The 24,322-nt window shown below is 73.6% G+C and carries 18 protein-coding genes; 7 read left to right on the top strand and 11 right to left on the bottom strand.

What is annotated here, in order from left to right:
- Positions 1 to 15 precede the first annotated feature (15 nt).
- Genes ACZ7BZ_RS17320 through ACZ7BZ_RS17310 form a run of 3 tightly spaced genes read right to left on the bottom strand, consistent with a single transcriptional unit; the run spans position 16 to position 2,691 of the window.
- Entirely contained in the window at positions 16 to 960 is a 945-nt protein-coding gene (locus ACZ7BZ_RS17320; RefSeq protein ID WP_470359052.1) for an ABC transporter substrate-binding protein, read from the bottom strand.
- Positions 961 to 970: 10 nt separating this feature from the next.
- Positions 971 to 1,495: a GNAT family N-acetyltransferase gene (locus tag ACZ7BZ_RS17315; RefSeq protein ID WP_470359051.1), complete on the bottom strand. Its 525-nt coding sequence runs from the start codon at positions 1,493 to 1,495 to the stop codon at positions 971 to 973.
- A gap of 26 nt (positions 1,496 to 1,521) precedes the next feature.
- Positions 1,522 to 2,691: an LLM class flavin-dependent oxidoreductase gene (locus tag ACZ7BZ_RS17310; protein ID WP_470359050.1), complete on the bottom strand. Its 1,170-nt coding sequence runs from the start codon at positions 2,689 to 2,691 to the stop codon at positions 1,522 to 1,524.
- Positions 2,692 to 3,410: 719 nt separating this feature from the next.
- Between ACZ7BZ_RS17310 and ACZ7BZ_RS17305 the strand changes: the two genes are divergently transcribed.
- Both ACZ7BZ_RS17305 and ACZ7BZ_RS17300 read left to right on the top strand, forming a co-directional pair.
- Positions 3,411 to 4,370: an amino acid ABC transporter permease gene (locus tag ACZ7BZ_RS17305; RefSeq protein WP_470359049.1), complete on the top strand. Its 960-nt coding sequence runs from the start codon at positions 3,411 to 3,413 to the stop codon at positions 4,368 to 4,370.
- The gene (locus ACZ7BZ_RS17300) at positions 4,367 to 6,292 is read left to right on the top strand and encodes an FAD/NAD(P)-binding protein (protein WP_470359048.1); all 1,926 of its coding nucleotides are present in this window, start codon (positions 4,367 to 4,369) and stop codon (positions 6,290 to 6,292) included. Before ACZ7BZ_RS17305 ends, ACZ7BZ_RS17300 begins: the two co-directional genes overlap by 4 nt.
- A 39-nt stretch (positions 6,293 to 6,331) precedes the next feature.
- Here ACZ7BZ_RS17300 and ACZ7BZ_RS17295 read toward each other — a convergent pair whose 3' ends face one another.
- Positions 6,332 to 8,356: a serine/threonine-protein kinase gene (locus ACZ7BZ_RS17295; protein WP_470359047.1), complete on the bottom strand. Its 2,025-nt coding sequence runs from the start codon at positions 8,354 to 8,356 to the stop codon at positions 6,332 to 6,334.
- A 138-nt stretch (positions 8,357 to 8,494) separates the two neighbouring features.
- Between ACZ7BZ_RS17295 and ACZ7BZ_RS17290 the strand changes: the two genes are divergently transcribed.
- A complete protein-coding gene (locus ACZ7BZ_RS17290; protein WP_470359046.1) occupies positions 8,495 to 10,780 on the top strand; it encodes an FdhF/YdeP family oxidoreductase in 2,286 nt (761 codons plus the stop codon).
- A 90-nt stretch (positions 10,781 to 10,870) separates the two neighbouring features.
- On the opposite strand, the gene ACZ7BZ_RS17285 is transcribed toward ACZ7BZ_RS17290, so the two are convergent.
- Positions 10,871 to 12,403: an NlpC/P60 family protein gene (locus ACZ7BZ_RS17285; RefSeq protein ID WP_470359045.1), complete on the bottom strand. Its 1,533-nt coding sequence runs from the start codon at positions 12,401 to 12,403 to the stop codon at positions 10,871 to 10,873.
- 367 nt (positions 12,404 to 12,770) lie between these two features.
- On the opposite strand from ACZ7BZ_RS17285, the gene ACZ7BZ_RS17280 reads away from it, so the two are divergent.
- A complete protein-coding gene (locus ACZ7BZ_RS17280) occupies positions 12,771 to 13,955 on the top strand; it encodes an inorganic phosphate transporter (protein WP_470359044.1) in 1,185 nt (394 codons plus the stop codon).
- Positions 13,956 to 13,980: 25 nt separating this feature from the next.
- Complete coding sequence (locus tag ACZ7BZ_RS17275) at positions 13,981 to 14,229, top strand: hypothetical protein (RefSeq protein WP_470359043.1); 249 nt, start codon at positions 13,981 to 13,983, stop codon at positions 14,227 to 14,229.
- Between the two features lie 99 nt (positions 14,230 to 14,328).
- Here the strand turns inward: ACZ7BZ_RS17275 and ACZ7BZ_RS17270 are convergent, their stop codons facing one another.
- The gene (locus ACZ7BZ_RS17270; RefSeq protein ID WP_470359144.1) at positions 14,329 to 15,825 is read right to left on the bottom strand and encodes an MDR family MFS transporter; all 1,497 of its coding nucleotides are present in this window, start codon (positions 15,823 to 15,825) and stop codon (positions 14,329 to 14,331) included.
- A gap of 203 nt (positions 15,826 to 16,028) precedes the next feature.
- Complete coding sequence (locus ACZ7BZ_RS17265) at positions 16,029 to 16,478, bottom strand: MarR family winged helix-turn-helix transcriptional regulator (protein ID WP_380452836.1); 450 nt, start codon at positions 16,476 to 16,478, stop codon at positions 16,029 to 16,031.
- Positions 16,479 to 16,590: 112 nt separating this feature from the next.
- Here ACZ7BZ_RS17265 and ACZ7BZ_RS17260 point away from each other — a divergent pair, with 112 nt between their 5' ends.
- Positions 16,591 to 17,649, top strand: a complete 1,059-nt coding sequence (locus ACZ7BZ_RS17260; RefSeq protein ID WP_470359042.1) for an ABC transporter permease — start codon at positions 16,591 to 16,593, stop codon at positions 17,647 to 17,649.
- 80 nt (positions 17,650 to 17,729) lie between these two features.
- Here the strand turns inward: ACZ7BZ_RS17260 and ACZ7BZ_RS17255 are convergent, their stop codons facing one another.
- The 4 genes from ACZ7BZ_RS17255 to ACZ7BZ_RS17240 all read right to left on the bottom strand — a co-directional run bounded on the left by ACZ7BZ_RS17255 (position 17,730) and on the right by ACZ7BZ_RS17240 (position 22,921).
- Positions 17,730 to 18,941 carry an ROK family transcriptional regulator gene (locus ACZ7BZ_RS17255; RefSeq protein ID WP_470359041.1) on the bottom strand — a complete coding sequence of 404 codons (1,212 nt, stop codon included), beginning with the start codon at positions 18,939 to 18,941 and terminating at the stop codon, positions 17,730 to 17,732.
- A gap of 71 nt (positions 18,942 to 19,012) precedes the next feature.
- On the bottom strand, positions 19,013 to 19,555 hold the full coding sequence (locus tag ACZ7BZ_RS17250; protein ID WP_470359040.1) for a GtrA family protein: 543 nt from the start codon (positions 19,553 to 19,555) through the stop codon (positions 19,013 to 19,015).
- Positions 19,556 to 19,600: 45 nt separating this feature from the next.
- Entirely contained in the window at positions 19,601 to 21,997 is a 2,397-nt protein-coding gene (gene lon, locus ACZ7BZ_RS17245; RefSeq protein ID WP_470359039.1) for an endopeptidase La, read from the bottom strand.
- Between the two features lie 165 nt (positions 21,998 to 22,162).
- Positions 22,163 to 22,921: a rhomboid-like protein gene (locus ACZ7BZ_RS17240; RefSeq protein WP_470359143.1), complete on the bottom strand. Its 759-nt coding sequence runs from the start codon at positions 22,919 to 22,921 to the stop codon at positions 22,163 to 22,165.
- Between the two features lie 619 nt (positions 22,922 to 23,540).
- Here ACZ7BZ_RS17240 and ACZ7BZ_RS17235 point away from each other — a divergent pair.
- Entirely contained in the window at positions 23,541 to 24,278 is a 738-nt protein-coding gene (locus ACZ7BZ_RS17235; protein ID WP_094742879.1) for a response regulator transcription factor, read from the top strand.
- Positions 24,279 to 24,322 lie beyond the last annotated feature (44 nt).

The raw sequence follows: 24,322 nt of genomic DNA, 5'->3' as shown, positions 1-24,322 counted from the left end.
CAACGGGCCCTGGCGTCACGGGTGTTCGGGCGGGCTGAGCTGCGACTCCTGGATCGCCGAGTCGGTGAGCCCCCACTTGCGGAGGATCCGCTCGTACGTCCCGCCCTTGATCAGCTGGTTGACGGCCGCCTGGAACGCCGGGGCGAGCGGGGAGCCCTTCTTGAAGGCGAAGCCGACGTCCAGCCGGTGGAACTCGTTGAGGAAGCGCACCCCGGCGGCCTCCTGCGCGGCCTGGTGGCGCAGCCCGTTGATGGTGGACATCTCGACGTCGACCCGGCCCTGCTGGAGGCCGGTGAGCAGGGCGCCGCCCTCGCTGAACGCCTTGACCTCGTACGGCTTCCTCCCGGCGTCGGCGCACACGCCCCTCTTGCTGTTGAGCGTGGTCTCGAAGGTGGTGCCGGCGCCGGTGCCGATGGTCAGCCCGCAGAGCTGGATCAGGTCGGTGACCGGCTGGACTGCCGTGTTGTCCTTCTTCACAGCGAAGCCCTGGCCGTCGTCGATGTAGGTGACGAAGTCGACGGTCTTCAGCCGCGCGGCGGTGACCCCGAAGTTCCCGGTGCCGACGTCGAACTTGCCGCTGTCCAGGGCGGGCAGGATGGTCTCGAAGGCGGCCTCCTGGCGCTGCACGGTCAGGCCGAGCAGCTTGGCGACGGCGTCGGTGAAGTCCACGTCGACCCCGACCGGTTTCCTGCTCGCCTGGTCGGCGTAGAAGGCGCTGGGCGGGGCGCCGACGGACGAACCGAACTTCACCACACCGGACTTGCGCACCTCCTCGGGCAGCAGCGCGGCGGCGGCCTCCGACCTGGCCAGGCCGGAGACGACGTCCTCGGTGGCGGCGGCCGGCCCGCCCGCCCCGGCCCCGCCCACGATCTTCGGGTCCGAGCCGCACGCGGCCAGCGCCAGGACCGGCAGCAGGGCGGTGGCCGCGAGGAGGCGGCGGCGGACGGTGGTGGTTCTCACGGGGGGCCTTTCAGTGGGTCGGGAACAGAGCCGGCAGGGGCTTCTCGAACGGGAGCGGGCCGGTGGGAACGGGCCGCCCCTGCTGCCCGTCGGCGGTGACGTCGAACAGCGGGGTGTAGCCGGCCGCCAGGTACAGGGCCTTGGCCTCGGGCTGGCGCGGGCCGGTGGTGAGGTACATCCGGTGGTAGCCGGCGGCCGCGGCCGTGCGCTCCAGCTCGGCCAGCACCCGGCGGGCCAGGCCGCGGCGGCGGTGCGCGGAGTGCGTCCACATCCGCTTGACCTCGGCGGTCCGCTCGTCATGGCGCAGGTACCCGCCGCCGGCCACCGGTTCGCCGCCCGCCAGCAGGAGCAGCAGCGCGCCGTGCGGCTCGGCGAAGGCGTCGGCCGGGTAGCGTGCCATCTCCTGGTGGGCGCCGGGGCCGTAGCGGGTGACGTACTCGTGGGTGAGTTCGCGCAGCAGCGGACCGACCAGCGGGTCGTCCAGGGTGACCTTGCGGAACTCCTCGCGGGGGACCTCGGGGGGCACCTCGCTCACGACCGCACCGCTCACGCCTGCACCGCTCACGCCTGCACCGCGATCAGCTGGTGCCGGTCGCGGTCGGCGCGCGCCGCGGCCTCGGCCTTGGCGGCGTCCCGCTTGGCGACCTCCTCGCGGACGATCGGGATGACGTACCGGCCGAAGTCGATCGCGTCGTCCAGCAGGTGGTAGCCGCGGGCGGAGAGGATGTCCACGCCGAGGTCGTAGTAGTCCAGCAGCGCCTCGGCGACCGTCTCCGGGGTGCCGACCAGCGCGTTGGAGTTGCCCGCCCCGCCGGTGGCCGCGGCGGTCGGGGTCCACAGTGCCCGGTCGTAGCGCTCGCCGGCTTCGGCGATCTCGATCAGGCGCTGGGAGCCGGTGTTCTCAGGTGTCGCAGCCTCCGGCTGGGCGGTCGCCGGACGGCGCCTCGGCGCGAGCTCGCCGCTCTCCCGGCGGGCCCGGATGGCGGCCACCGTGCGGTGCGCCTTCTCCCAGGCCAGTTCCTCGGTCGGCGCGATGATCGGCCGGAAGGCCACCTGGATCCGCGGCGGGTCCGTCCGGCCGGCGGCCCGCGCGGCCTCCTTCACCCGCTCGATCTGCTCGGCGGTGCGGGCCAGCGGCTCGCCCCACAGGCAGTAGATGTCGGCCTCCGCGCCGCCGGCCGCGTAGGCGGCGTCCGAGGAGCCGCCGAAGGAGACCGCCGGGCGCGGCTGCTGCACCGGGAAGACGTCGGAGACGAAGTCGTTGAAGCGGTAGTGGGGGCCCTCGTGGTCGAAGGGCTCCCGGCTGGTCCACGCGTTCTTGACGATGCCGATGTACTCGCGAGTTCGCTCGTAGCGTTGGTCCTTGGTGAGGAAGTCGCCCTCGCGCTGCTGCTCGTGGTCGGTGCCGCCGGTGATGAAGTGGACGGTCAGCCGGCCGTCGCTGATCCGGTCGAGGGTGGCGAAGGTCTTGGCGGCGAAGGTCGGGTAGGAGACGTTCGGCCGGTGGGCGAGCAGGATCTGCAGCTGGTCGAGGTGCGAGGCGAGGAAGGCCGCCGCGGCGGCGGGCTCCGGGGAGCCGGAGCCGTACGCGAAGAGCACCCGGTCCCAGCCGTGGTCCTCGTGCGCCCGGGCCAGCCGCAGGGTGTAGTCGCGGTCGAAGGAGGCGGTGGTGCGCGGACTGGTCTCCGAACCGTCGCCGGTGGCGGCGATGCCGAGGAATTCGACGGGCATGGCGGAACCTTTCGGGGTGGGTCTGGTCCGGTGGGCTGCGGGCGGGCAGGCCGGAGGTGGCCGTGGCAGGGCGCGGCCGTCGGGCGAAGGGGCGGTGGAGCGGTGGCGGGGCGAACGGGCGCGGAGGGTGCGGGGGCACGAGGAGGGAGGGAACGGCCGGAGCGCGGTGCGAGGGCGGTGCGAGGGCGGTGAAGTGCTAGGCGGCAGCGTGTGCCTGACGGTGCGTCAGTTCGACTGACGGGCGACGGTTCCCGGCCCGCGACGGGGCACACCGAGGGAGGACTCCCCGAAGGGGATCAGGGCCGGACGGGCGGCCCGCTGCCGGGTCAGCCGCGACACGCCGCGGACCACACCCGACCGAAGTCGATGTGGTCGCGGGTGACCAGGGGCTGCTCGGCGTACATGGCCTCAAGTTGAGCAGTCGGCCGAGCGGTACGTCAACCATCCATCATTGCCGCACTGTTGCGATCTCCTGTCGCGTTTCCGGCGTGTTGCGGGCGGCCCCGAAGCGAGCCGGATCGCAGCCCGATCGCGGTCCGGTCGCGGTCCGGTCGCGGCCCTGTCACCCTTGACAACCGTCGATCGCGCATGCGTACGATCGACGCGGAGTGCAGTGCGCTGCGCCGGCCGTGTTGAGGGACGCGGGCCGGCTCCCGAGGGCCCGTACGTGATCACCCCCGTACCTCTCCCCGCCCGCACTCCGCCCAGGAGCCGCCGCCATGGCCACCCCGCAGGACGTCCTGCCCGCCCCCGCCCCGGCCCTCGCCGGGAGCCCGCCACCGCCCCGGGCCCCCGAGGCCCGGATCGTCGCCCGCCACAAGCCCGGACAGTGGATCGCCGCCGCCGTCGCCCTGCTGCTGGCCGCGATGGCGGTCGGCTCGGTGATCCGCAACCGGGCCTTTCAGTGGAGGGTGGTCGCCGAGTGGTTCACCGCCCGGTCCGTGCTCGACGGTCTGGCCCTCACCCTGTGGCTGACCGCCGTCACCCTCGCCCTCGGCTTCGTGTTCGGCACCGTCCTGGCCAGCATGCGGCTGTCCACCAACCCCGTACTGCGAAGCATCGGTTGGGCCTACATCTGGATCTTCCGCTCCACCCCGCCACTGGTGCAGCTGCTGTTCTTCTTCAACATCGGCGCGCTCTACCCGACCCTCGGCCTGGGCATCCCGTTCGGCCCCGAGTTCGTCACGGTGAAGACCGTCAACCTGATCGGCCCCACCCTGACCGCCGTCATCGGCCTCACCCTGCTGGAGACCGCGTACGCCGCCGAGGTGATCCGCGGCGGCATCCTCTCCGTCGACCGAGGCCAGTTGGAGGCCGCCGCCGCACTCGGGCTGGGCCGGTGGCGGGTGCTGCGCCGGATCGTGGTGCCGCAGGCGATGCGCTCGATCGTGCCGACCGCCGGGAACATGCTGATCGGCGCGCTCAAGGGCACCAGCATCGTCAGTGTGCTGGCCGTCTCCGACCTGCTCTACTCGGTGCAGCTGGTCTACCTGCAGTCCTACCGGGTCATCCCGATGCTGATGGTCGCCACCCTCTGGTACCTGGTGATCACCACCGTGCTGTCCGTCGGCCAGTACTACTTGGAACGCCACTTCGCCCGGGGCGCCACCCGGGACGGCCTGCCGCCCACCCCGCTGCAGCGCGCCCGCGTGGCCCTCGGGAAGGCGGTCCGGGCATGACGTCCCTGGTCATCGTCGGCGCCGGGCCGCGCGGCACCGGGCTGCTGGAGCGGATCGCCGCCAACACCGCCGAACTGCTGCCCGCCGACCGGTCGTTGGAGATCCACCTGGTCGACCCGTACCCGCCCGGCGCGGGCCGGATCTGGCGCCACGAGCAGTCCCCGCTGCTGCGGATGAACTCGATGGCCGAGGACGTCACCATGTTCACCGACGAGCGCGCCACCATCGAAGGGCCGGTCCGGCCCGGCCCCTCACTGGCCGAATGGGCCCTGCGGCAGCGGGAGTTCGCGCCCTACCGGGAGGTCGCCGACCCGGCCGTCCGGGCCGAGCTGGCCGCCCTGACGGCCACCGACTTCCCCACCCGGCGGGCCCAGAGCGCCTACCTGGACTGGGTGTTCCGCCGAGCCGTCGCCGACCTGCCGGCCCACGTCACGGTCACCGTCCACCGCGGCACCGTACGGCGGATCGACGGACCGGCCGACGGACCGCAGACCGTCCACCTCGACGACGGCACGCTCACCGCCGACCACGTCGCCCTCACCCTCGGCCACCTCGACTCCGCCCCGCACCCCCGGTACGCCGCCGACACCGCCTTCGCCGCCCGGCACGGCCGCTTCCACCTCCCGCCCGCCTACTCCGCCGACGTCGAGGCAGAGCTGGCCCGGATCGCCCCCGGCGAACAGGTGGTGCTGCGCGGCCTCGGCCTGGCCTCCGTCGACCTGGTCGCGATGCTCACCGAGGGGCGCGGCGGCCGCTTCGCCCCCACCGGCGACGGGGCCGCCCTGCGCTACCTGCCGTCCGGCCGCGAACCGGTGCTGCACCTGGGCTCCCGGCGCGGCGTCCCGTACCACTCCAAGACCGACTACCGGCTCCAGGGACCGCCCGCCCCGCTGCCCCGGTACTTCGACGCGACCGCCGTGGACGCCCTGCTCGCCTCCGGCCGGCCGCTCGAACTGCGCCGCGACGTCTGGCCGTCGATGGCCAAGGAGATCGGCTTCGGGCACTACCACGAGCTGTTCCACGCCCACCCGGAGCGCACCGCCCTGCCCTGGCCGGAGTTCCTGGCCCGCTACGACCGGTACGACTGGTACTCCCCCGAACTCGCCGCGCTGGTCGCCGAGGCCGTCCCCGACCCGGCCGACCGGATCGACTTCGAACGGCTCGACCACCCGCTGGCCGGCCTCGAACTCGGCTCCACCGAGGAACTCCAGGCCCGGCTGCGCGGGTACGTCACCGCCGACGCCGACCGCCGCGCCGACCCGGCCCACAGCGCCGACCTCGGCGCCTTCTTCGCCCTGCTCTCGCTGTTCGGCCAGCTCCCCCGGCTGCTGGCGGCCGGCCGGCTCACCGCCCGCTCGGTCGCCGAGGAGGTGGACGGCTGGTTCTTCGGCTACTTCGGCTTCCTCGCCTCCGGCCCGCCCGGCTTCCGGCTGCGCCAGCTGGTCGCGCTCTCCGAGGCCGGCGTGGTGCGCTTCCTCGGCGCGGGCGTACGGGTCGAACGGGACGAGCCCACCGGCACCTGGCGGGCCTCCGGCGCCACCGTGCCCGGCCACACCGTCACCGCCACCGCGCTGGTCGAGGCCTACCTGCCCAAGCACGCGTTGGCCCGCACCCTCGACCCGGTCCTGGGCGAACTCCACCGCGCCGGACGGGTGGTGGAGGAGGTGGTCAGCGACCGGGAGCACACCCACCGCTCCGGCCTGGTCACCATCGACCCGGCCGACGGCCGACTGATCGACCCCGCCCTGGGCGGCGCCCCGCACCCCCGCCGCACCGCGCTCGGCCCGCACACCAGCCTGCGGGCGGCGACCGCCTTCGCCCGCCCGCGCACCGACTCACCGGGGTTCCGGCAGAACGACGCCGTCGCCCGGGCGCTGCTACGGGCCCTGGCGGCGCTCCCGACGGCGGCACTGGTGGGGTGAACCGCGCCGGGGCCGACCGGATCGGCTCGCCCCGGGCGGTCAGGGGCCGAAGATCTCCTCCACCAGGTCCTCGTCCGAGACGTGGTCCGGCGCCTCGAAGACCAGGTCGGCGACGCCCTTGAGGCCGATGCCCCGCTCCAGCGCGGCCACGCAGGCGGCGACCTCCTGATCGGTGGCGAAGTCCCACACCCGCAGCCGCCGGACCAGCACCAGCGCCTCGACCGGGCTCATCCTCGGCGTCCGGCGGCGGTGGGTGCCGCCCTTGCGGCCGGCCTGGGCGAGGCGCTGCTGGTAGCCGGCCAGGTCCTGCCAGGCCTGGACGGTGCTCGGGTGGTGCTCGCCCAGCGAGCGGGCGAGCTCGGGCAGCAGCGCGTGCAGGTGCGCCGTCGCGCCGTGCAGGTCGCCCCGGTTGGCCAGGTGGACGGCGAGGTCGTGCCGGGCCTTCAGCACCCGGCTGTCCTGCGGGCCCCAGGCCGCGGTGAGGTCCGGCAGCAGTGCGTGCAGCAGCCGGACCGCGGTGACCGAGGAGCCGCTCTCGCCGATGCACCAGGCCAGGTGGTAGCGGGCGCCCAGGGTGTCCGGGTCGGCCGGACCGAGCGCCGCGTGCATGTCGCCGACCACGCTGGACAGCAGCCGGATCGCACCGTCCAGGTCGCCGGCGCGGCTGAGGTACCAGGTGAAGTCCCGCCAGGCGCCCAGGGTGTCCCGGTCGGCGGCGCCGAGTGCGGTGACGCTCTCCTGGGCGATCGTCTGCAGCAGGATCGCCGACTCCCCGGCCGTCGCCGCCCGGTAGGCGGCCGACCGGCGCTCGCGCAGCCCGGCCCGGACGGCGTCGTCGACCGGCGCGGGGGCCACCACCGGCGGGGTGGTCAGCGGGGGCAGCACGGAGGGTGCCCCGGGAACGGCGGGCGGCACGGCGGGCGGCGCCGGAGGCATCGCGGGCCTCGCCGGCGCGGCGGGAGGCGTGGGCAGGGCGGACGGGGCGGACGGGGCGGACGGGGCGGACGGGGCGGACGGGGCGGACGGGGCGGACGGGGCGGACGGGGCGGACGGGGTGGACGGGGCGGACGGGGCGGACGGCGGCAGCGGCAGCGGCGGAGGCACCACCGGCCCCACCGGAACGGACCCGACGGAGTCCGAGGGAACCGCCGACGGGACCGTCGAAGGAGCCGGCGACACGGCCGCCCCCCGGTCCACCACCGTCGGCACCGCGCCCCCCGCCCCGCTGCCCGGCCACCCGGCCAGCTCGGCGAGCCGCCGCTCGACCGTACGGGCGTCGGCCGGCCGCTGCTGCGGGTCCTTGGCCAGCAGCTCCGCGACCAGCCCGGCCACCTGCGGCGGCAGCCCGAACTGCGCCGGGTCCAGCGCGGGGGGCGGCTCGTTGAGGTGCTGGTACATCAGCACCGGCGTCGAGTCCCCGCCGAACGGCCTTGCCCCGGTGAAGAGTTCGACCAGCACGCAGCCCAGCGCGTAGAGGTCGGCCCGCCCGTCCACCCGGCCGCCGGTCCAGCGCTCGGGCGCCATGTACGCGGGGCTGCCGACGATCGTCCCGGTGGTGGTCAGTCCGCCGGCGCCGGTGTCCAGCTGGGCGATCCCGAAGTCCAGCACCTTCAGGTGCCCGGCGTCGGTGATCATCACGTTGTCCGGCTTGATGTCCCGGTGCACCATGCCCGCGTCGTGGGCCGCCGCCAGGGCCCCGCAGATCTCCCGCCCCCAGCGCAGGCTGAGCGCGGGCTCGGGCAGGCCCGTCCGCAGCACCTCGGTCAGGGTGCGGCCGGTGAGCAGCTCCATCACCAGGAAGGTGACCTGCCGGTCGGCGAGTTCGCTCTGCCCGAGGTCGTGCACGGTGACGATGTGCGGGTGCGAGAGGTTGCCGGCCGCGCAGGCCTCCCGGACGAACCGCAGCGCGGCCTTCGCCTGGTCGCCGCCGTGGTGCCCGATCACCTTGACCGCCACCGGCCGCCGCATCCGGGTGTCCTGGGCCCGCCACACCACCCCGAAGCCGCCCTGGCCCAGCTTCTCCCGCAGCTCGTACCGGCCGTCCAGAACGTCCCCGACTCGCACGGCGCCCCTCCCCTCCCGTTGTGACGCCCAGACTCTACCGACGGCCCTCCCCCTGCCACGGGCCAGGTGGAAGGATGGGCGGAGAGCCCCCGCAACGGTGCGCCGGCTCGCACCAGCACAGCCCCGAGGAGCGCAGTCATGGCCAAGCAGGCCCCGCAGAGCGACCCGGTGCAGGACGCCCCCGAGGTGTCCGCGCCCCAGCACGCGGCCGCCGGCCTGCCCGCCGTCGGCCACAGCCTGCGGATGGCCGCCGAGCAGATGGGCGCCCGCCGCACCGTCGCCACCCTCCTCAAGGTCAACCAGCCGAACGGCTTCGACTGCCCCGGCTGCGCCTGGCCCGAGCCGGACAGGACCCACACCGCCGAGTTCTGCGAGAACGGCGCCAAGGCCGTCGCCGAGGAGGCCACCGAGCGCCGGATCCGGGCCGAGTTCTTCGCCGCCCATCCGGTCGCCGAACTGGCCGAGCGCTCCGGCTACTGGCTGGGCCAGCAGGGCCGGCTCACCCAGCCGATGCTGCTGGACGAGGGCGCCACCCACTACACCCCGGTCTCCTGGGACGACGCCTTCGCGCTGATCGCCGAGGAGCTGCGCGCCCTGGACACCCCGGACGGCGCCGCCTTCTACACCTCCGGCCGCACCAGCAACGAGGCCGCGTTCGCGTACCAGCTGTTCGCCCGCCGGCTCGGCACGAACAACCTGCCGGACTGCTCCAACATGTGCCACGAGTCGTCCGGTTCGGCGCTGACCGAGACGCTCGGCGTCGGCAAGGGCAGCGTCAGCCTCAAGGACCTCTACCAGGCCGACCTGATCATCGTGGCCGGCCAGAACCCGGGCACCAACCACCCCCGGATGCTCTCCGCCCTGGAGCGCGCCAAGCGGTCCGGCGCCACCGTCGTCAGCGTCAACCCGCTGCCGGAGGCGGGCCTGGAGCGGTTCAAGAACCCCCAGCACGCGCGCGGCCTGGTCGGCCACGGCACCAAGCTCACCGACCTGTTCCTGCAGATCCGCCTCGGCGGGGACCTCGCGCTGTTCCGCGCACTCAACCGGATCGTGCTGGAGCAGGACGGCGTCGACCGCGCCTTCGTCGCCGAACACTGCCACGGCTACGAGGAGTTCGAGGCGCAGGCACTGAAGACCGAGCGCGACGAGGTGCTCGCCGCGACCGGCCTGCCCTGGGAGCAGATCGAGGAGCTGGGCCGGCTGGTGCTGGCCTCGAAGAAGATCATCGTCTGCTGGGCGATGGGCCTCACCCAGCACAAGCACGCCGTGCCGACCATCCGCGAGGTGGTCAACTTCCTGCTGCTGCGCGGCAACATCGGCCGCCCCGGCGCCGGGGTCTGCCCGGTGCGCGGGCACAGCAACGTCCAGGGCGACCGCACCATGGGCATCTTCGAACGCCCCAGCAAGGCCTTCCTCGACGCACTGGAGAACGAGTTCGGCTTCGAGCCGCCGCGCGAGCACGGCCTCGACTCGGTGGACACCATCCGCGCGATGCGGGACGGCCGGGTCAAGGTGTTCTTCGCGATGGGCGGCAACTTCGTCGCGGCCACCCCGGACACCGAGGTCACCGAGGCGGCGATGCGGCGCTGCCGGCTGACCGTCCACGTCTCCACCAAGCTCAACCGCTCGCACGTGGTCACCGGCGCCCGCGCCCTGATCCTGCCCACCCTCGGGCGCACCGACCGGGACGTCACCGGCGCCGGCGCCCAGTTCGTCAGCGTCGAGGACTCGATGGGCCAGGTCCACTCCTCCCGCGGCGGACTGCGCCCGCCCGCGCCCGGCCTGCTCTCCGAGACGGCGATCGTCTGCCGCCTGGCCCGTACCGTCCTCGGGCCGCGGGACACCGTGCCGTGGGAGGACTTCGCGACCGACTACGACACCCTGCGCGCCCGGATCGCCCGGGTGGTGCCGGGCTTCGAGGACTTCAACGAGAAGGTCCGCCGCCCCGGCGGCTTCACCCTCCCGCACGGCCCGCGCGACACCCGCACCTTCCCCACCGCGACCGGCAAGGCCAACTTCACGGTCAACCCGCTGACCGCCCCCGAGGTCCCGCCGGGCCGCCTGCTGCTGCAGACCCTGCGCTCCCACGACCAGTACAACACCACCATCTACGGCCTGGACGACCGGTACCGCGGCATCAAGGGCGGCCGCCGGGTGGTCCTGGTCAACCCCGCCGACGCCGCCGAACTCGACCTCGCCGAGGGCCGGTACGTCGACCTGGTCAGCGAGTGGACGGACGGCACCGAACGCCGCGCCCCGCACTTCCGGGTCGTCCACTACCCCGTCGCCCGCGGCGGCGCGGCGGCCTACTACCCGGAGACCAACGTCCTGGTCCCGCTCGACTCCACCGCGGACATCAGCAACACCCCCACCTCCAAGGCCGTCGTCGTCCGCTTCGAGCCCGACTCGGCGCCGACGGGCTGACCCGCCCCCGGACGGCACGGAGGCCGCCCAGCGTCACCGGACGCTGGGCGGCCTCCTAGGTCCTGGCCCGACAGGGCCTGGGCCGCCGGGTCAGTGCAGCAGGCCGCCCAGCGGCAGCGTGGCCGTCGGGCTGCCCGGTGCGGCGGCGCTCGACGAGCCGGTGGTGCTCGGCGTACCGGTACCGGTCGGGGTCTGCGTCGGGCTCTGGGTCGGGCTGCCCGTGGGGGTCTGAGTGGGCGTGCCGGTCGGCGTCTGGGTCGGCGTGCCCGTCGGGGTCTGGGTCGGGGTGGCGGTGGGCGTCCCGGTCGGCGTGCCCGGGTCGGTCGGCGTGGGCGTGCCGGTGGACGGCGTGCCGCCCGGGGCGGGCGTCGCCGGGGTGCCGCCGGCCGCGGGGGCCGGGGTCGTCGGGGCCGGGCTGGGCGCGATCGGGGTGGCGGAGTCCCAGCCCTTGGGCAGGTCCGGCACCTTCCAGGCGCCGCCGGCGTCGTCCGCCGCGCCGTCCGGGTCGGGCCGGACGGCGCCGAGGATCGGCATCGAGCCGATCGGCGACACCTTGATGAAGGCGCCGGGCCGCGGGGCCTGGACGATGAGTCCGCCGCCGATGTACATCGCGACGTGCGAGGCGTCCTGGAAGTAGACCACCAGGTCGCCGGGCCGCAGCTGGTTGAGCGGGACGTGCTGGAGCTGCGCCCACTGCTCCTGGCTGGTGCGCGGGATGGCCTTGCCGGCGTGCAGCCAGGCCTGCGAGGTGAGGCCGGAGCAGTCGTAGGAGTCGGGGCCGGTGCCGCCCCACAGGTACGGCTTGTTCAGCTGGGCGAGGGCGAAGGCGACGGCGCCGCGGCCGGCCAGCGAGGGGGTGCGCTCGCCCTTGCCGAGGGCGCCGGAGGCGAGGAAGGCGAGCTGGGCCTCGTCGGCCTGGGCCTTCTCCAGCTGTTCGAGTTCGGTCCGCTGGGCGCCGGTCAGCGAGGAGACCAGCTGTTCGACCGAGGCGAGGTCGGCGGCGACCTTGGTCTTGGCCGCGTCCTGCTGGGCGACCAGCGTCCGGGAGGTCGCGAGGGCGTCCTCGGTCTGCTTCTTCAGACCGTCGAGGGCGTCCCGGTCGGCCTTCAGCTTGTCCAGGAACTCGGACTGCGAGCGGCTGGCCGCGGCGAGCAGTTCGGCGATGGTGACGGCCTCGTACGGGTCCTTGGAGAGCAGCAGTTCGGCGTAGGCGGAGGTGGCGCCGTTGCGGTACTGGGCGGCGGCGAGCTGGGAGGCGATGTCCGTCCCGGCGTCGACCTGCTTCTGCTGCCGGTCGAGCTTGCCCTGGAGGTCGGTGAGCGTGGCCTGCTGCTCGGTGACCTTGGCGACCGCGCCGTTGTACTGCTCGGTGGCGGCCTCGGCGCTCTGGTACAGCCCGTGGAGCTGGTCGAGCAGCGGTCCGAGGGTGGCCTTGGCGGCGGCGAGCGGGTCGGCGCCGGGCGCGACGGTGATGCCGGTGCCGGGGTCGGGCGAGGCGTAGGCGGCCTGGGTGGCGACCGGCAGGGCGAGTGCGGCGGCCGCGAGGACGGCTCCGCACCTCAGGGCGGCCCGTACCCAGGGGCGTGCCCCCGACGTCTCCGTGCGCTGTGCAGCCCCGCCCATGGGTTGGTCCTCCCCGCCCTTGCCCTGTCCTGCCCCGGTGGCGCCGTCCACGGGCTCCCCCGGGGACGATCCCGGAGATCCTCCCACGGGTTACTCGGCGGAAACAGAGCGCACGCGGACCAGGAGGTTAATTTCCGATTGATCCGTTGATCTGTGAGACAGCTCTCATCAAACGGGGGCGAACCAGGACGTTCTCGGCTAAGGGCCAGCTCAGCGCGGCCAAGGTCACCCTCCCGAAAGCTCCTGGCCACCGCCGGGACACCGGAGGAACCACGATTCCCGATCCAGTTCACCTTCCGTTCACCAGACGGACCTACGGTCGCGACGTCATCAACGTCCGTGCGACAACTAAGACGATTGTTTGGGTATGGAACACATCTCGTTCCTGGTGGCCGTTGTGATCATCACGGCGCTCGCCTTCGACTTCACCAACGGGTTCCACGACACCGCCAACGCGGCCGCCACCGCGATCGCCACCGGCGCCCTTCGCCCCAAGGTCGCGGTCACCATCGCGGCCCTGCTCAACTTCGCGGGTGCGTTCCTGTCCGTGAAGGTCGCCACCACCATCTCCGGCGGCATCGTCAACGAGAAGGCGGGCGTCCACCCCGAGATCATCTTCGCCGCACTGGCCGGAGCGATCCTGTGGAACCTGCTGACCTGGCTGCGCGGCCTGCCGTCCAGCTCCTCGCACGCGCTGTACGGCGGCCTGATCGGCGCCACGATCGTCGGCGTCGGCATGAACGGCGTCAACTTCGACACCGTGATCACCAAGATCATCATCCCGGCAGTCGCCTCCCCCGTCGTCGCCGGACTCGCCTCCTGGGGCGCCACCAAGCTGGCCTACGCGATCACCCGCAAGGGCAACGGCGCCGCCACCGACAAGGGCTTCAAGACCGGGCAGATCTTCTCCTCCTCACTGATCTCGCTCGCGCACGGCACCAATGACGCCCAGAAGACGATGGGCATCATCACCCTGACCCTGGTCTCCGTCGGCGCCCTTCCGCACGGCGCACTGCCCCCCACCTGGGTGATCGTCTCGGCCGGCGCCGCGATCGCGCTCGGCACCTACATGGGCGGCTGGCGCATCATCCGCTCGATGGGCAAGGGCCTGGCGGACATCAAGCCGCTGCAGGGCTTCGCCTCCGAGTCGGCCGTCTCCACCGTCATCCTGACCTCCTCGCACATGGGCTTCGGCCTCTCCACCACCCAGGTCTGCACCGGCGGCATCATGGGCGCCGGCCTCGGCGGCCCGAAGCCGGAGCTGCGCTGGAGCCTGGTCCGCCGCATGGTCTACACCTGGGGCCTGACCCTGCCGGCCGCGGCCCTGGTGTCCGGCGGGGCGGCCGTGCTGGCCCGCCAGGGCACCTGGGGCGTCGCCCTGGTCGGCGCGGTGCTGGTGGCCGGTTCGGCCACGATGTGGATGATCTCCCGCCGTCAGCCGGTGGGCGCGGACAACGTCAACGACGTCCCCGAGATCACCCCCGTCGAGGTCACCACCGCCACCCCGGCCAACGCCGTCCCCACCCCCGCCTCGACCACGGTCGCGGCCTGAGCGCCGAGACCGAGGAGCACTCACCATGCACATCAAGTGGAACGCCCTGGCCCAGACCGCCGGCATCAGCTTCGGCGTCACCGTCGCCGTGGTCGCCGTCTTCGCCCTCGGCATCCTGGCGCTGTCCCGCCGGGAGGCCGCGCTGAGCGCCCGTGAGCCGGGCGGCCGGGCGGCCGGCGGCGGCAAGCCCGCCCTGCTGGCCGGCGCGTACGCCTGTTTCGCGCTCTGCGCCTGCGCCGTGGTCTACGGCCTGGTGCTGATCGCCGCGCCGTAGCAGCACCCGCACCGTAGGGCCTGCCGGCACCCGCAGCACGCCGAACGGGCCGGGGAGTGTCGAACACTCCCCGGCCCGTTGCGCGTTTCCCCGCCGCCGTCAGCTCTCCTGGCTGGTCCGCAGCGCGGTCTCCCGGATGAACAGCACGGTGACGAAGGCCAGCGCCGCGAAGGGCGCGGCCCACAGGAAGACGGTGCCCACGCCGTGGCCGAAGGCGTCGGTCACCAGCGGGAGGATCGGGGCGGGCAGCTTCGCGAGGTCCGGGATGCCGCCGCCGGCCGCCGCGTGCCCGGCCGGGATGTGCGCCGCGGCCAGGTTCTCGGTCAGGTAGTGGCCGACCTTGTTGGTCATCAGCGCGCCCAGCGCGGAGACGCCCATCGCGCCGCCCATGGTGCGGAAGAAGGTGACGACGGAGCTGGCCGCGCCGAGCTCGTGCCGGGGCACCGTGTTCTGCACCGCGAGCACCAGGTTCTGGCTGGTCAGGCCGAGGCCGATGCCGGTGAGCGCCATGTAGAGGGAGAGCAGCCCGTAGTTGGTGTCGACCCGGGCGGTGCCGAGCAGGCCGAAGCCGACGGCGAGCAGCGCGGTGCCGGTGACCAGGTAGGCCTTCCACCTGCCGTACTTGGTGATCAGCCGGCCGGCCACGGCGGAGGAGACCGCCAGGCCGACGATCATCGGCAGGGTCATCAGGCCGGCCGTCGTCGGCGACTTGTCCCGGGCCAGCTGGAAGTACTGGCTGAGGAAGGTGGTCGCGCCGTACATCCCGACGCCGACCAGCACGCTGGCGATCGCGGCCAGGGTGACGGTGCGGTACTTGAAGAGGTCCGGCGGGATGATCGGCTCGGCGGCCCGGCGCTCGACCACGATCGCCAGGGCGCCCAGCAGCAGGCCGCCGCCGACCATCACCGCGGTCTGCCAGGACAGCCACGGGTAGTTGGTGCCCGCCAGGGTGATCCAGATCATCAGCAGGCTGACGGCGCCGGTGATGACCAGCGCGCCCAGGTAGTCGATCTTCACCTTGCGCTTGACCACCGGCAGCTTGAGGGTGCGCTGCACCACCAGGATCGCGGTCACGGCGAACGGGATGCCGACGTAGAAGCACCAGCGCCAGCCGAGCCAGGAGGTGTCGACGATGACGCCGCCGATCAGCGGGCCGCCGATGGTGGCGAGGGCGAAGACCGCGCCGAAGTAGCCGCTATACCGGCCGCGCTCGCGCGGCGGGACCATCGCGGCCAGGCAGATCTGGCCGAGCGCGACGACACCGCCGGCGCCGACGCCCTGCAGGGCGCGGCAGGCGATCAGTTCGCCGGTGTTCTGCGAGAGCCCGGCCAGCGCGGAGGTGGCGATGTAGATCAGCAGGGCTATCTGGAGCAGCAGCTTCTTGCTGACGAGGTCGGAGAGCTTGCCCCAGATCGGGGTGGCGGCGGTCATGGTGAGCAGCGCCGCGGTGATGACCCAGGTGTAGGCGGACTGGCCGCCGTGCAGGTCGGTGAGGATGTGCGGCAGGGCGTTGGAGACGACGGTCGAGGAGAGCACGGCCACGAACAGGCCGAGCAGCAGGCCGGACAGTGCCTCCATCACCTGCCGGTGGGTCATCGGTCGGTCGTCGACGGCGGCTGTGGTGCCGATCGAGGCCTCGGTGGTCACGGTCATCTGGGTCCTTCGGCGAGGCGGGCTGGGCGTGGAGCGCGGGGGTACGCGGGGCATGAAAATTTGTTGCCTTAAGCAACCATACGACCGATGGTTGACTAGGGCAACTTTCTTCAAGCTCTAGCAAAGCCCGCGCCCGGGCGGCCCGCTCACTCCGCGGGCGGCTCCCCCAGCACCTCGTTGAAGCGGTGCAGCAGCTCGGCGAACCGGTCCACGTCCTCGCGCGGCCAGCCGTTCATCACCTCGCGCACCCGTCGCATCCGGACGTCCCGGGCCGACTCGTAGCGCCGTCGGCCGTCCTCGGTCAGCGAGACCAGCGCCGCCCGGCGGTCCAGCGGGTCCGCCTCCCGGGCGACCAGGCCGAGCTCCTCCAACGCGCGGATCTGCCGGCTCACCGTCCCCTTGCCGACCGCGAAGTGCACGCCGACGTCCGTCACCCGCACCCGCCCGGCCTGCTCGATGTAACCGAGCATGCTGTACGCCATGCCGTCCAGCCCGGGGTGCACCCGACGTGAGAGTTCCGCCACTCTCGCGCGGCCCCGCCGGAACATCAGCCCGACCTCACGCTCCACCGCCACCAGGGCTTCCTCGTCCGTCACCGCGCCAGTATCGCCCAGCGACGGTGGCCGAGAATCGGCGCGGGAGGTAGGACAACCCAGTTAGTTCATGGTATTAAGTATCCGTTTTCCGCCGATACGCAAGGAGATGTGGATGGCCGCCCCGGGGCAGGGATTCGTCGCGGAACTGAAGGGCGCGGTCACACCGCGTGCGGCACTGCTCGTGATCGGGGTGCTGCTGCTGCAGCTCGGCTTCATCACCTCGTACGTCGGAGCGCTGCACCACCCGACCCCGCACAAGCTGTCGATCGCGGTGGTCGCCCCGCCGCAGGTCACGCCCAAGCTGGTGGCGGCCCTGGAGTCGGTGCCGGACGAGGCCGTCAAGCCCGTCACCGCGCCGGACACCGAGACGGCGACCCAGCAGATCAAGGACCAGAAGATCTACGCCGCGCTGGTCGTGGACCCGAACGGCACCGAGGACACCCTGCTCACCGGCAGCGCCCGCGGCACCTCCGCCGCCAAGGCCGCCGAGAGCATCACCACCGCACTGGACAAGTCCCAGGGCCGCACCGTCAAGGTCGAGGACGTCGTCCCGCTGGCCAAGGGCGACACCAACGGCCTCACCGCGTTCTACCTGGTCATCGGCTGGTGCGTCGGCGGCTACCTGGTCGCCTCCATCCTCGGCATCAGCGCCGGCTCCAAGCCGGCCAACGTCCACCGCCTGCTGATCCGCCTCGGCGTCCTGGCGCTGTACTCGGTCGGCGCCGGCCTCGGCGGCACGATCATCGCCGGACCGGCGCTGGACGCGATGCCCGGCTCGATCCTGGCCCTGACCGCGATCGGCACCCTGGTGGTGTTCACGGTCGGCGCCTTCACCATGGCGCTGCAGTGCCTGTTCGGCATCATCGGCATCGGCCTGGCCGTGCTGGTCTTCGTGGTGCTCGGCAACCCGAGCGCCGGCGGCGTCTACCCCGCTCCGATGATGCCGCCGTTCTGGCGCGCGATCGGCTCGCTGATCCCCAACGGCGCCGGCACCAGCGCCACCAAGTCGATCGCCTACTTCGGCTCCACCAACCTGGGCATGCCGATCCTGGTCCTGGTGATCTGGGCGGTGATCGGCATCGGCGTCGCCCTCCTCGCCGTCCTGCGCGGCCCGCGCGGCCCGCGCGACGGCGAGCGCGAGCTCACCACCGAGGCCCCCGCCGCGGCCTGAGCCCCGACGCGGCATCGATCCGAGCCCCTGGCCAGCACGGCCGGGGGCTCGGTCGCGTTTCGAACGGGTACGGGCCGGGCTCAACCGCCCGCGAGCGGCCCCGGGTCGGCGACGATCGCGCGCACCACGCCCACCGCCGCGCCCAGCAGCGGGCCGCGCCGGCCCAGCCGGGAGACCGTCAGCCGCTCCGGCGTCCACGGCCGCACCGTCACGCGGTCAGTCAGCTCGCGCCGCATCGCCGGCAGGAGCCAGGGCGCCAGCCGGGCGTAACCGCCGCCGAGCACCACTTCGGCCGGGTCCAGCAGGTTGACCGCCCCGGCGGCCGCGATGCCGAGTGCCGAGCCCGCCCCGGCCAGCGCGGCCCGGGCCGGTTCGTCCCCGGCGGCGGCCCGTTCGGCCAGCAGCGTCACCCAGTCGCCGCGCACGCCGGCCAGCCCGGCCGCCCGCAGCACCGCCGTCTCGCCCGCGTACTGCTCCAGGCAGCCGTGCGCCCCGCAGGCGCAGCGCGGCCCCTCCGGGTGGACGGGCACGTGCCCGAGTTCGCCCGCGTAGCCGCGCGCCCCGCGCAGCAGTCGGCCGCCGACCACCACGGCCGCGCCGACGCCGGCCTCGGCGGAGACGTACAGGAAGTCCTCCGGGCTCTCGCCCAGCCACCGTTCGGCCAGTCCGCCGAGGTTGGCCTCGTTGTCCGCCTCCACCGGCAACTCCCCCAGGCCGTCCCCGGCCAGCCGCAGCGCCGGGCGCAGCGCGGCGGCCAGCGGGACGTCCTGCCAGCCGAGGTTGGCGGCCCGCTGGAGCACCCCGCCGCCGACCAGCCCGGGGACGGCCAGGGTGAGCCCGGCCGGGCGCAGGCCCGACTCGGCGACGGCCGAGTGGATCAGCCGGGCGAGGTCGGTCATCACGGCGGCGGGCGGCCGGCCGCGGTTGGCGCTCTCCTGGCGGCGCCAGGCGCGCACCTCCCCGCGCAGGTCGACCACGCAGACGCCGAGGTGGCGGACGCCGATCTCGGCGCCCAGGCCGCCGGGGCCCAGCGGGTTGAGTCCGAGCGCGGTGCCGGGTCGGCCGACCTTGCCGCTGGGGGCGGCCGGGCCCTCCTCGACGACCAGGCCGCCGGAGATCAGCTGTTCGGCGAGCGAGGAGACCGCGGCCCTGGTCAGCCCGGTCTCGGCGGCCACCTCGGCGCGCGAGCGGGGGCCGCGGGCGATCACCCCGAGCACCAGGGCCAGGTTGGCCCGGCGCATCCCCTGCTGGCTGGCGGGCCCGGCCCGAACGCCGTCCGGCTCCCCGCGCATAACTCTCACCTCACGGTCTCGGAGCGCTCACGGTCACGGAGCGGCTCACGGTCCCGGCGCACCTCTTGGACTCAGGTCGCGTCCCGTGGCATCTCGGGTGCAGCGTAACCGGGTTCCACCTCGGAGTGCGTCCGCACGGCGGGGCTGGTGAAGACCCAGCGCCGCATCGCCCAGAAGCGGAACAGCATGGCGACGAAGGTGCCGACGACCATCCCGCTGAGGAAGTCCGCGACCTCCTGCTGGAACGGGCTGAGGTAGGGCTCGCGCAGGCCGAGGGCGTACCGGGAGAGCGCCAGCGGGATCACGTTCACGCCGATCGCCACCGCGCTGACCAGGAAGAACAGCAGGGCCTCCGGTCGGCGCCCGTCCGTCCGGAAGGCCCAGCGGCGGTTGAGTACATAGGAGACGACGGTGGCGATCACCGTCGCCACCGTCAGCGCCACCACCGGCGCGTGCGCCAGGACGGTGAACTTGAGCTCGAAGTCGATCACCGTGGTGAGCGCGAAGCAGCCGCTGCCGACCAGCAGGAACTTCACCGGTCGGCGGTGCCGCACCAGGAACGGGCGCAGCCGGGCCGGCACCCGGGCCAGGGCGCGCTGCGTGGGGGACGGCATCTCCGCAGTGTTGCACGCGGAGCGGCCGTCCCCCCGTCGGCCACGTCAGGCCGCGGCGACCAGCACCCCGGCGGGCTCCAGGGCCAGCGCGAGCACCTCCCGGACGTCCGCCACCGGGTGGACCGTGAGGCGCTCCAGCACCTCGGCGGGGACGTCGTCCAGGTCGGCCTCGTTGCGCTTGGGGATGATCACCGTGGTGAGGCCGGCCCGGTCGGCGGCGAGCAGCTTCTGCTTCACCCCGCCGATCGGCAGCACCCGCCCGGTCAGCGACACCTCACCCGTCATCGCCACGTCGGTGCGCACCTTGCGGCCCGAGAGCAGCGAGGCCAGCGCCGTGGTCATGGTGATGCCGGCGCTCGGCCCGTCCTTGGGGACGGCCCCGGCCGGGACGTGCAGGTGCACGCCGCGGTCGCGCAGCGAGGTGACCGGCAGTTCCAGCTCGGCACCGCGCGAGCGCAGGAAGGAGAGCGCGATGTGCGCGGACTCCTTCATCACGTCGCCCAGCTGCCCGGTGAGGGTCAGCCCGGTGCCGCCGGTCTCGGCGTCGGCCAGCGAGGCCTCGATATAGAGGACGTCGCCGCCGGCGCCGGTGACGGCGAGGCCGGTGGCCACGCCGGGGACGGCGGTGCGCCGCTCGGCGGGCTGCTGGGCGGACTCCGGCACGTGGTGCGGTCGGCCGATCAGGGCGCGCAGGTGCTCCGCGCCGACCTCGGCGGGTAGCTCGCGCTCGCCCAGCTCGGCCTGCGCGGCGATCTTGCGCAGCACCCGGGCGATCGAGCGCTCCAGGGTGCGCACGCCCGCCTCCCGGGTGTACTCCCCGGCGAGCCGGCGCAGCGCCTCCTCGTCGACGCTGACCTGCCCGTCGCCGAGGCCGGCCTTCTCCAGCTGGCGCGGGAGCAGGTGGTCGCGGGCGATGACGACCTTCTCGTCCTCGGTGTAGCCGTCCAGGCGGACCAGCTCCATCCGGTCGAGCAGCGGCTCGGGGATGGCCTCCAGCACGTTGGCGGTGGCGAGGAAGACGACGTCGGAGAGGTCGAGCTCGACCTCCAGGTAGTGGTCCCGGAAGGTGTGGTTCTGGGCCGGGTCCAGCACCTCCAGCAGGGCGGCGGCCGGGTCTCCCCGGTAGTCGGAGCCGACCTTGTCGATCTCGTCGAGCAGGACGACCGGGTTCATCGAGCCGGCCTCCTTGATCGCCCGCACCAGCCGGCCGGGCAGCGCGCCGACGTAGGTGCGCCGGTGGCCGCGGATCTCCGCCTCGTCCCGGACGCCGCCGAGCGCGACCCGGACGAACTTGCGGCCCATGGCGCGGGCCACCGATTCACCGAGCGAGGTCTTGCCGACGCCGGGCGGGCCGACCAGGGCGAGCACCGCGCCTCCCCGGCGGCCGCCGATCAGGCCGAGCCCCTGGTCGGCCCGGCGCTTGCGGACGGCCAGGTACTCGACGATCCGCTCCTTCACGTCGCCGAGGCCGGCGTGGTCCGCGTCCAGCACGGCGCGGGCGCCGGCGATGTCGTACGCGTCCTCGGTGCGCTCGTTCCAGGGCAGCTCCAGGACGGTGTCCAGCCAGGTGCGGATCCAGGAGCCCTCGGGCGACTGGTCGGAGGAGCGCTCCAGCTTGTCGACCTCCTTGAGCGCGGCCTCGCGGACCTTCTCGGGCAGGTCGGCGGCCTCGACCCGGGCGCGGTAGCCGCCCTCCTCGTCGGCCGGGTCGCCGTTCAGCTCGGCCAGCTCCTTGCGGACGGCCTCCAGCTGGCGGCGGAGCAGGAACTCCTTCTGCTGCTTGGCCACGCCCTCCTCGACGTCCTTGCGGATGGTGTCGTTGACCTCCTCCTCGGCGAGGTGGTCGCGCAGCAGGGTGAGCGCGTACTCCAGTCGGGCGACCTGGTCGGCCTCCAGCAGCACCTTGAGCTTCTGCTCGGCGGTGGCGAAGGGCGCGTAGCCGATGTTGTCGGCGAGCTCGCCGACGCCCTCGATCCGGTCGACGCGGTCGACGATCTGCCAGGCGCCGCGCTTGCGCAGCCACTGGGTGGACAGCGCCTTGTACTCCTTGACCAGCTCGGCGGCCCGACCGGCCACCGGCATGCCGACCGAGGACTCCTTGAAGGGCGTGGTCTCCACCCAGAGCGCGGCGCCGGGGCCGGTGGTGCCGGCCCCGATCCGGACCCGGCGCACGGCGCGCACCAGTGCGGCGGGGTCACCGTCGGCGAGGCGGCCGACCTGCTCCACGGTGGCCAGCGTGCCGGCCGCCGCGTACGAGCCGTCCACCCGCGGGACCAGCAGGACCTGCGGCTTGCCGGAGCCGGTGACCGCCGCGCGGGCGGCCTCGACCGCGGCGCGCACCTCGGTGTCCTTGAGGTCCAGCGGAACGACCATGCCCGGGAGGACGACCTCGTCGTCGAGCGGCAGCACGGGCAGGGTGAGCGGTGTGGACGTCGATGCCATGATCTCTCCCCAGTCAGCGAACTTGAGTCGACCTGACTAAGTCTTCGCGGGCACCGGATGTTCCCGGCATCTTGTTCGCTGTGAGCGAACGCGCCGTCACCGGAGCGGTCGAGTGGAGGCGCCGTCAAAAGGGCGGGGAAAGAACGGCCCAAGAGGGCCCCGGCATCAGCGCACGGCGGACGGCGGCCGCACCCCGGCCCGCACCACCGCGAAGACCTGAGCGGTCGAGGAGGCGGCGGAGCCGACCCCCCGGAGCCGCGCCGAGCGGATCCGCGGCCGCGGCGGGCGGCGCTCGATCCGGCGCAGCCAGGGCCACAGCGCCATCCCGGTGAGCAGCGCGGCCGGGTGCCCCACGGCCGTGACCAGGTCCTTACCGGTGACGATCTGCTGGACGATCATCAGCCCGGCACCGGCCAGCACCGCGACCCGGGCGGACCGCGGCAGCGCCCCGGCCGCCGCACCCAGGCAGGCGAACACCCCGTAGCTGACCCCGATGTCCAGCCGGTCCATCGCCTCCGGCGCCAGCCGCCCGGCCTCCACCGCGGTGATCACCACGCCCTGGGAGAGCAGCGTGGCCGCGACGTGCCCGATCGCGAACACGGCCGCCGCCCGGGCCGGGCCGACCCGGCGCTCCAGCGGCGCCAGGGTGAGGGCGAATCCCCACAGGTAGGGGACCCAGTCGCCGCCGGCCACCCAGACCCCGCTGAGCACGAGGGCCCGCAACGGGTGCTGGAGCAGGTTGTGGCCGTCCGAACTGGAGGCCTCCTGCAAGCGCTGGACGAGTTCCGGATCGGCGAGCCGGGCAAGGGTGGAAGTCGCTCCCACCACGGCCAGATATCCGAGCGTGAAGGGAGTGCGCCGGGGCGTCGGCACGCGTTCCAGCAGCCATTCGAAGACGCCGCCGCGAAGTCCGCACCGGAGCATTCCGTACGGCACCCGCGCGGACCCGCGCCCGGCGGAGTCCCGCCGCAGTCCCGCCATGACGCCTCCGCTCCACGCCCGCGGCCGGCGGTGCCCGAAGGTGCCCGGAGTACCGGCGCGGACGCCGGATTCCGCCCTGCGCGGCGTTGTCGCGGCCACGCTACGTCGAGGTTCTGAGAGGCACCTGAGAAAAGCCCGTGAAGACCGTCGACGCGGGGAGCGGCCGGATTACCGACATTGGTCCAGACCTTCTCCCGATTAACGCGTCAGTAGGGGCTCTGACCGGCGACTTGGCGTCAACTGAACTGCATACGTACCGTTACGCAGTGAAAATTCGCCGGGTAAGGTATCGGCCCGTGCCCACTCGTGCAGTGGGCCCAAGGGCGGCCGGACAGCCGCTCTCAGCGGGCCGGAAACGTCCGGTCCACCTGCCGGGAGGCATCCGCTGTCCGTACGCTGCGGAGTGCGCGGGAGAAGTGGGCGGAAGACCATCCGCCCGCCGCTCCCGGGCGCGCGACGGGACGGCGGACCCGGCACAGTCCACGACGGAACAAGACTACGAGCGGAGCCCCGCCATCCCCACAGGTGGCCGGCCCGCAGCCCTGGGGGCGGTGGCGTGACCGTGACAGAAATTCAGCAGGACAACCCCAACACCGGCGGCACTGTGAGCAGCCAGCGCAGAGTGCTGGTGGTGGAGGACGAACCCACGATCGCCGAGTCGATCGCCGCCCGGTTGGGCGCCGAGGGGTTCAAGGTCGCCGTGGCCCACGACGGCCCCGGCGCGGTGGACGGCTTCCACACCTGGCAGCCGGACCTGGTGGTCCTGGACATCATGCTGCCCGGCTTCGACGGGCTGGAGGTGTGCCGCCGGATCCAGGCCCAACGCCCGGTGCCGGTACTGATGCTGACCGCCCGCGACGACGAGACGGACCTGCTGGTCGGCCTCGGCGTCGGTGCCGACGACTACATGACCAAGCCCTTCTCGATGCGCGAACTGGCCGCCAGGGTCAACGTGCTGCTGCGCCGCGTCGAGCGCGCCCAGCAGGCCGCCCGCACGCCCGCGCTCGGCAGCCTGCGCTTCGGTGAGCTGGAGATCGACCACGTGCAGCGCCGGGTCCGGCTCGCCTCGGGCGACGTCCACCTGACGCCGACCGAGTTCGACCTGCTGGCCTGCCTGGCCGCCCAGCCGCGCGCGGTGCTCACCCGCGAGCAGCTGCTGGCCGAGGTCTGGGACTGGACCGACGCGTCCGGCACCCGCACCGTCGACAGCCATGTGAAGGCGCTCCGCCGCAAGATCGGTGCCAGTTGGATCCGCACCGTCCACGGCGTCGGATACGCGCTGGAGGCCCCGCTCTCCTGACGGGGGCTCCGGGCGACGGGCCGCCGGGGGGCCCGTGTCCGGCA

It is taken from the genome of Kitasatospora sp. NPDC036934, from assembly GCF_055608425.1.
This window is presented reverse-complemented; position numbering and strand designations above follow the sequence as displayed.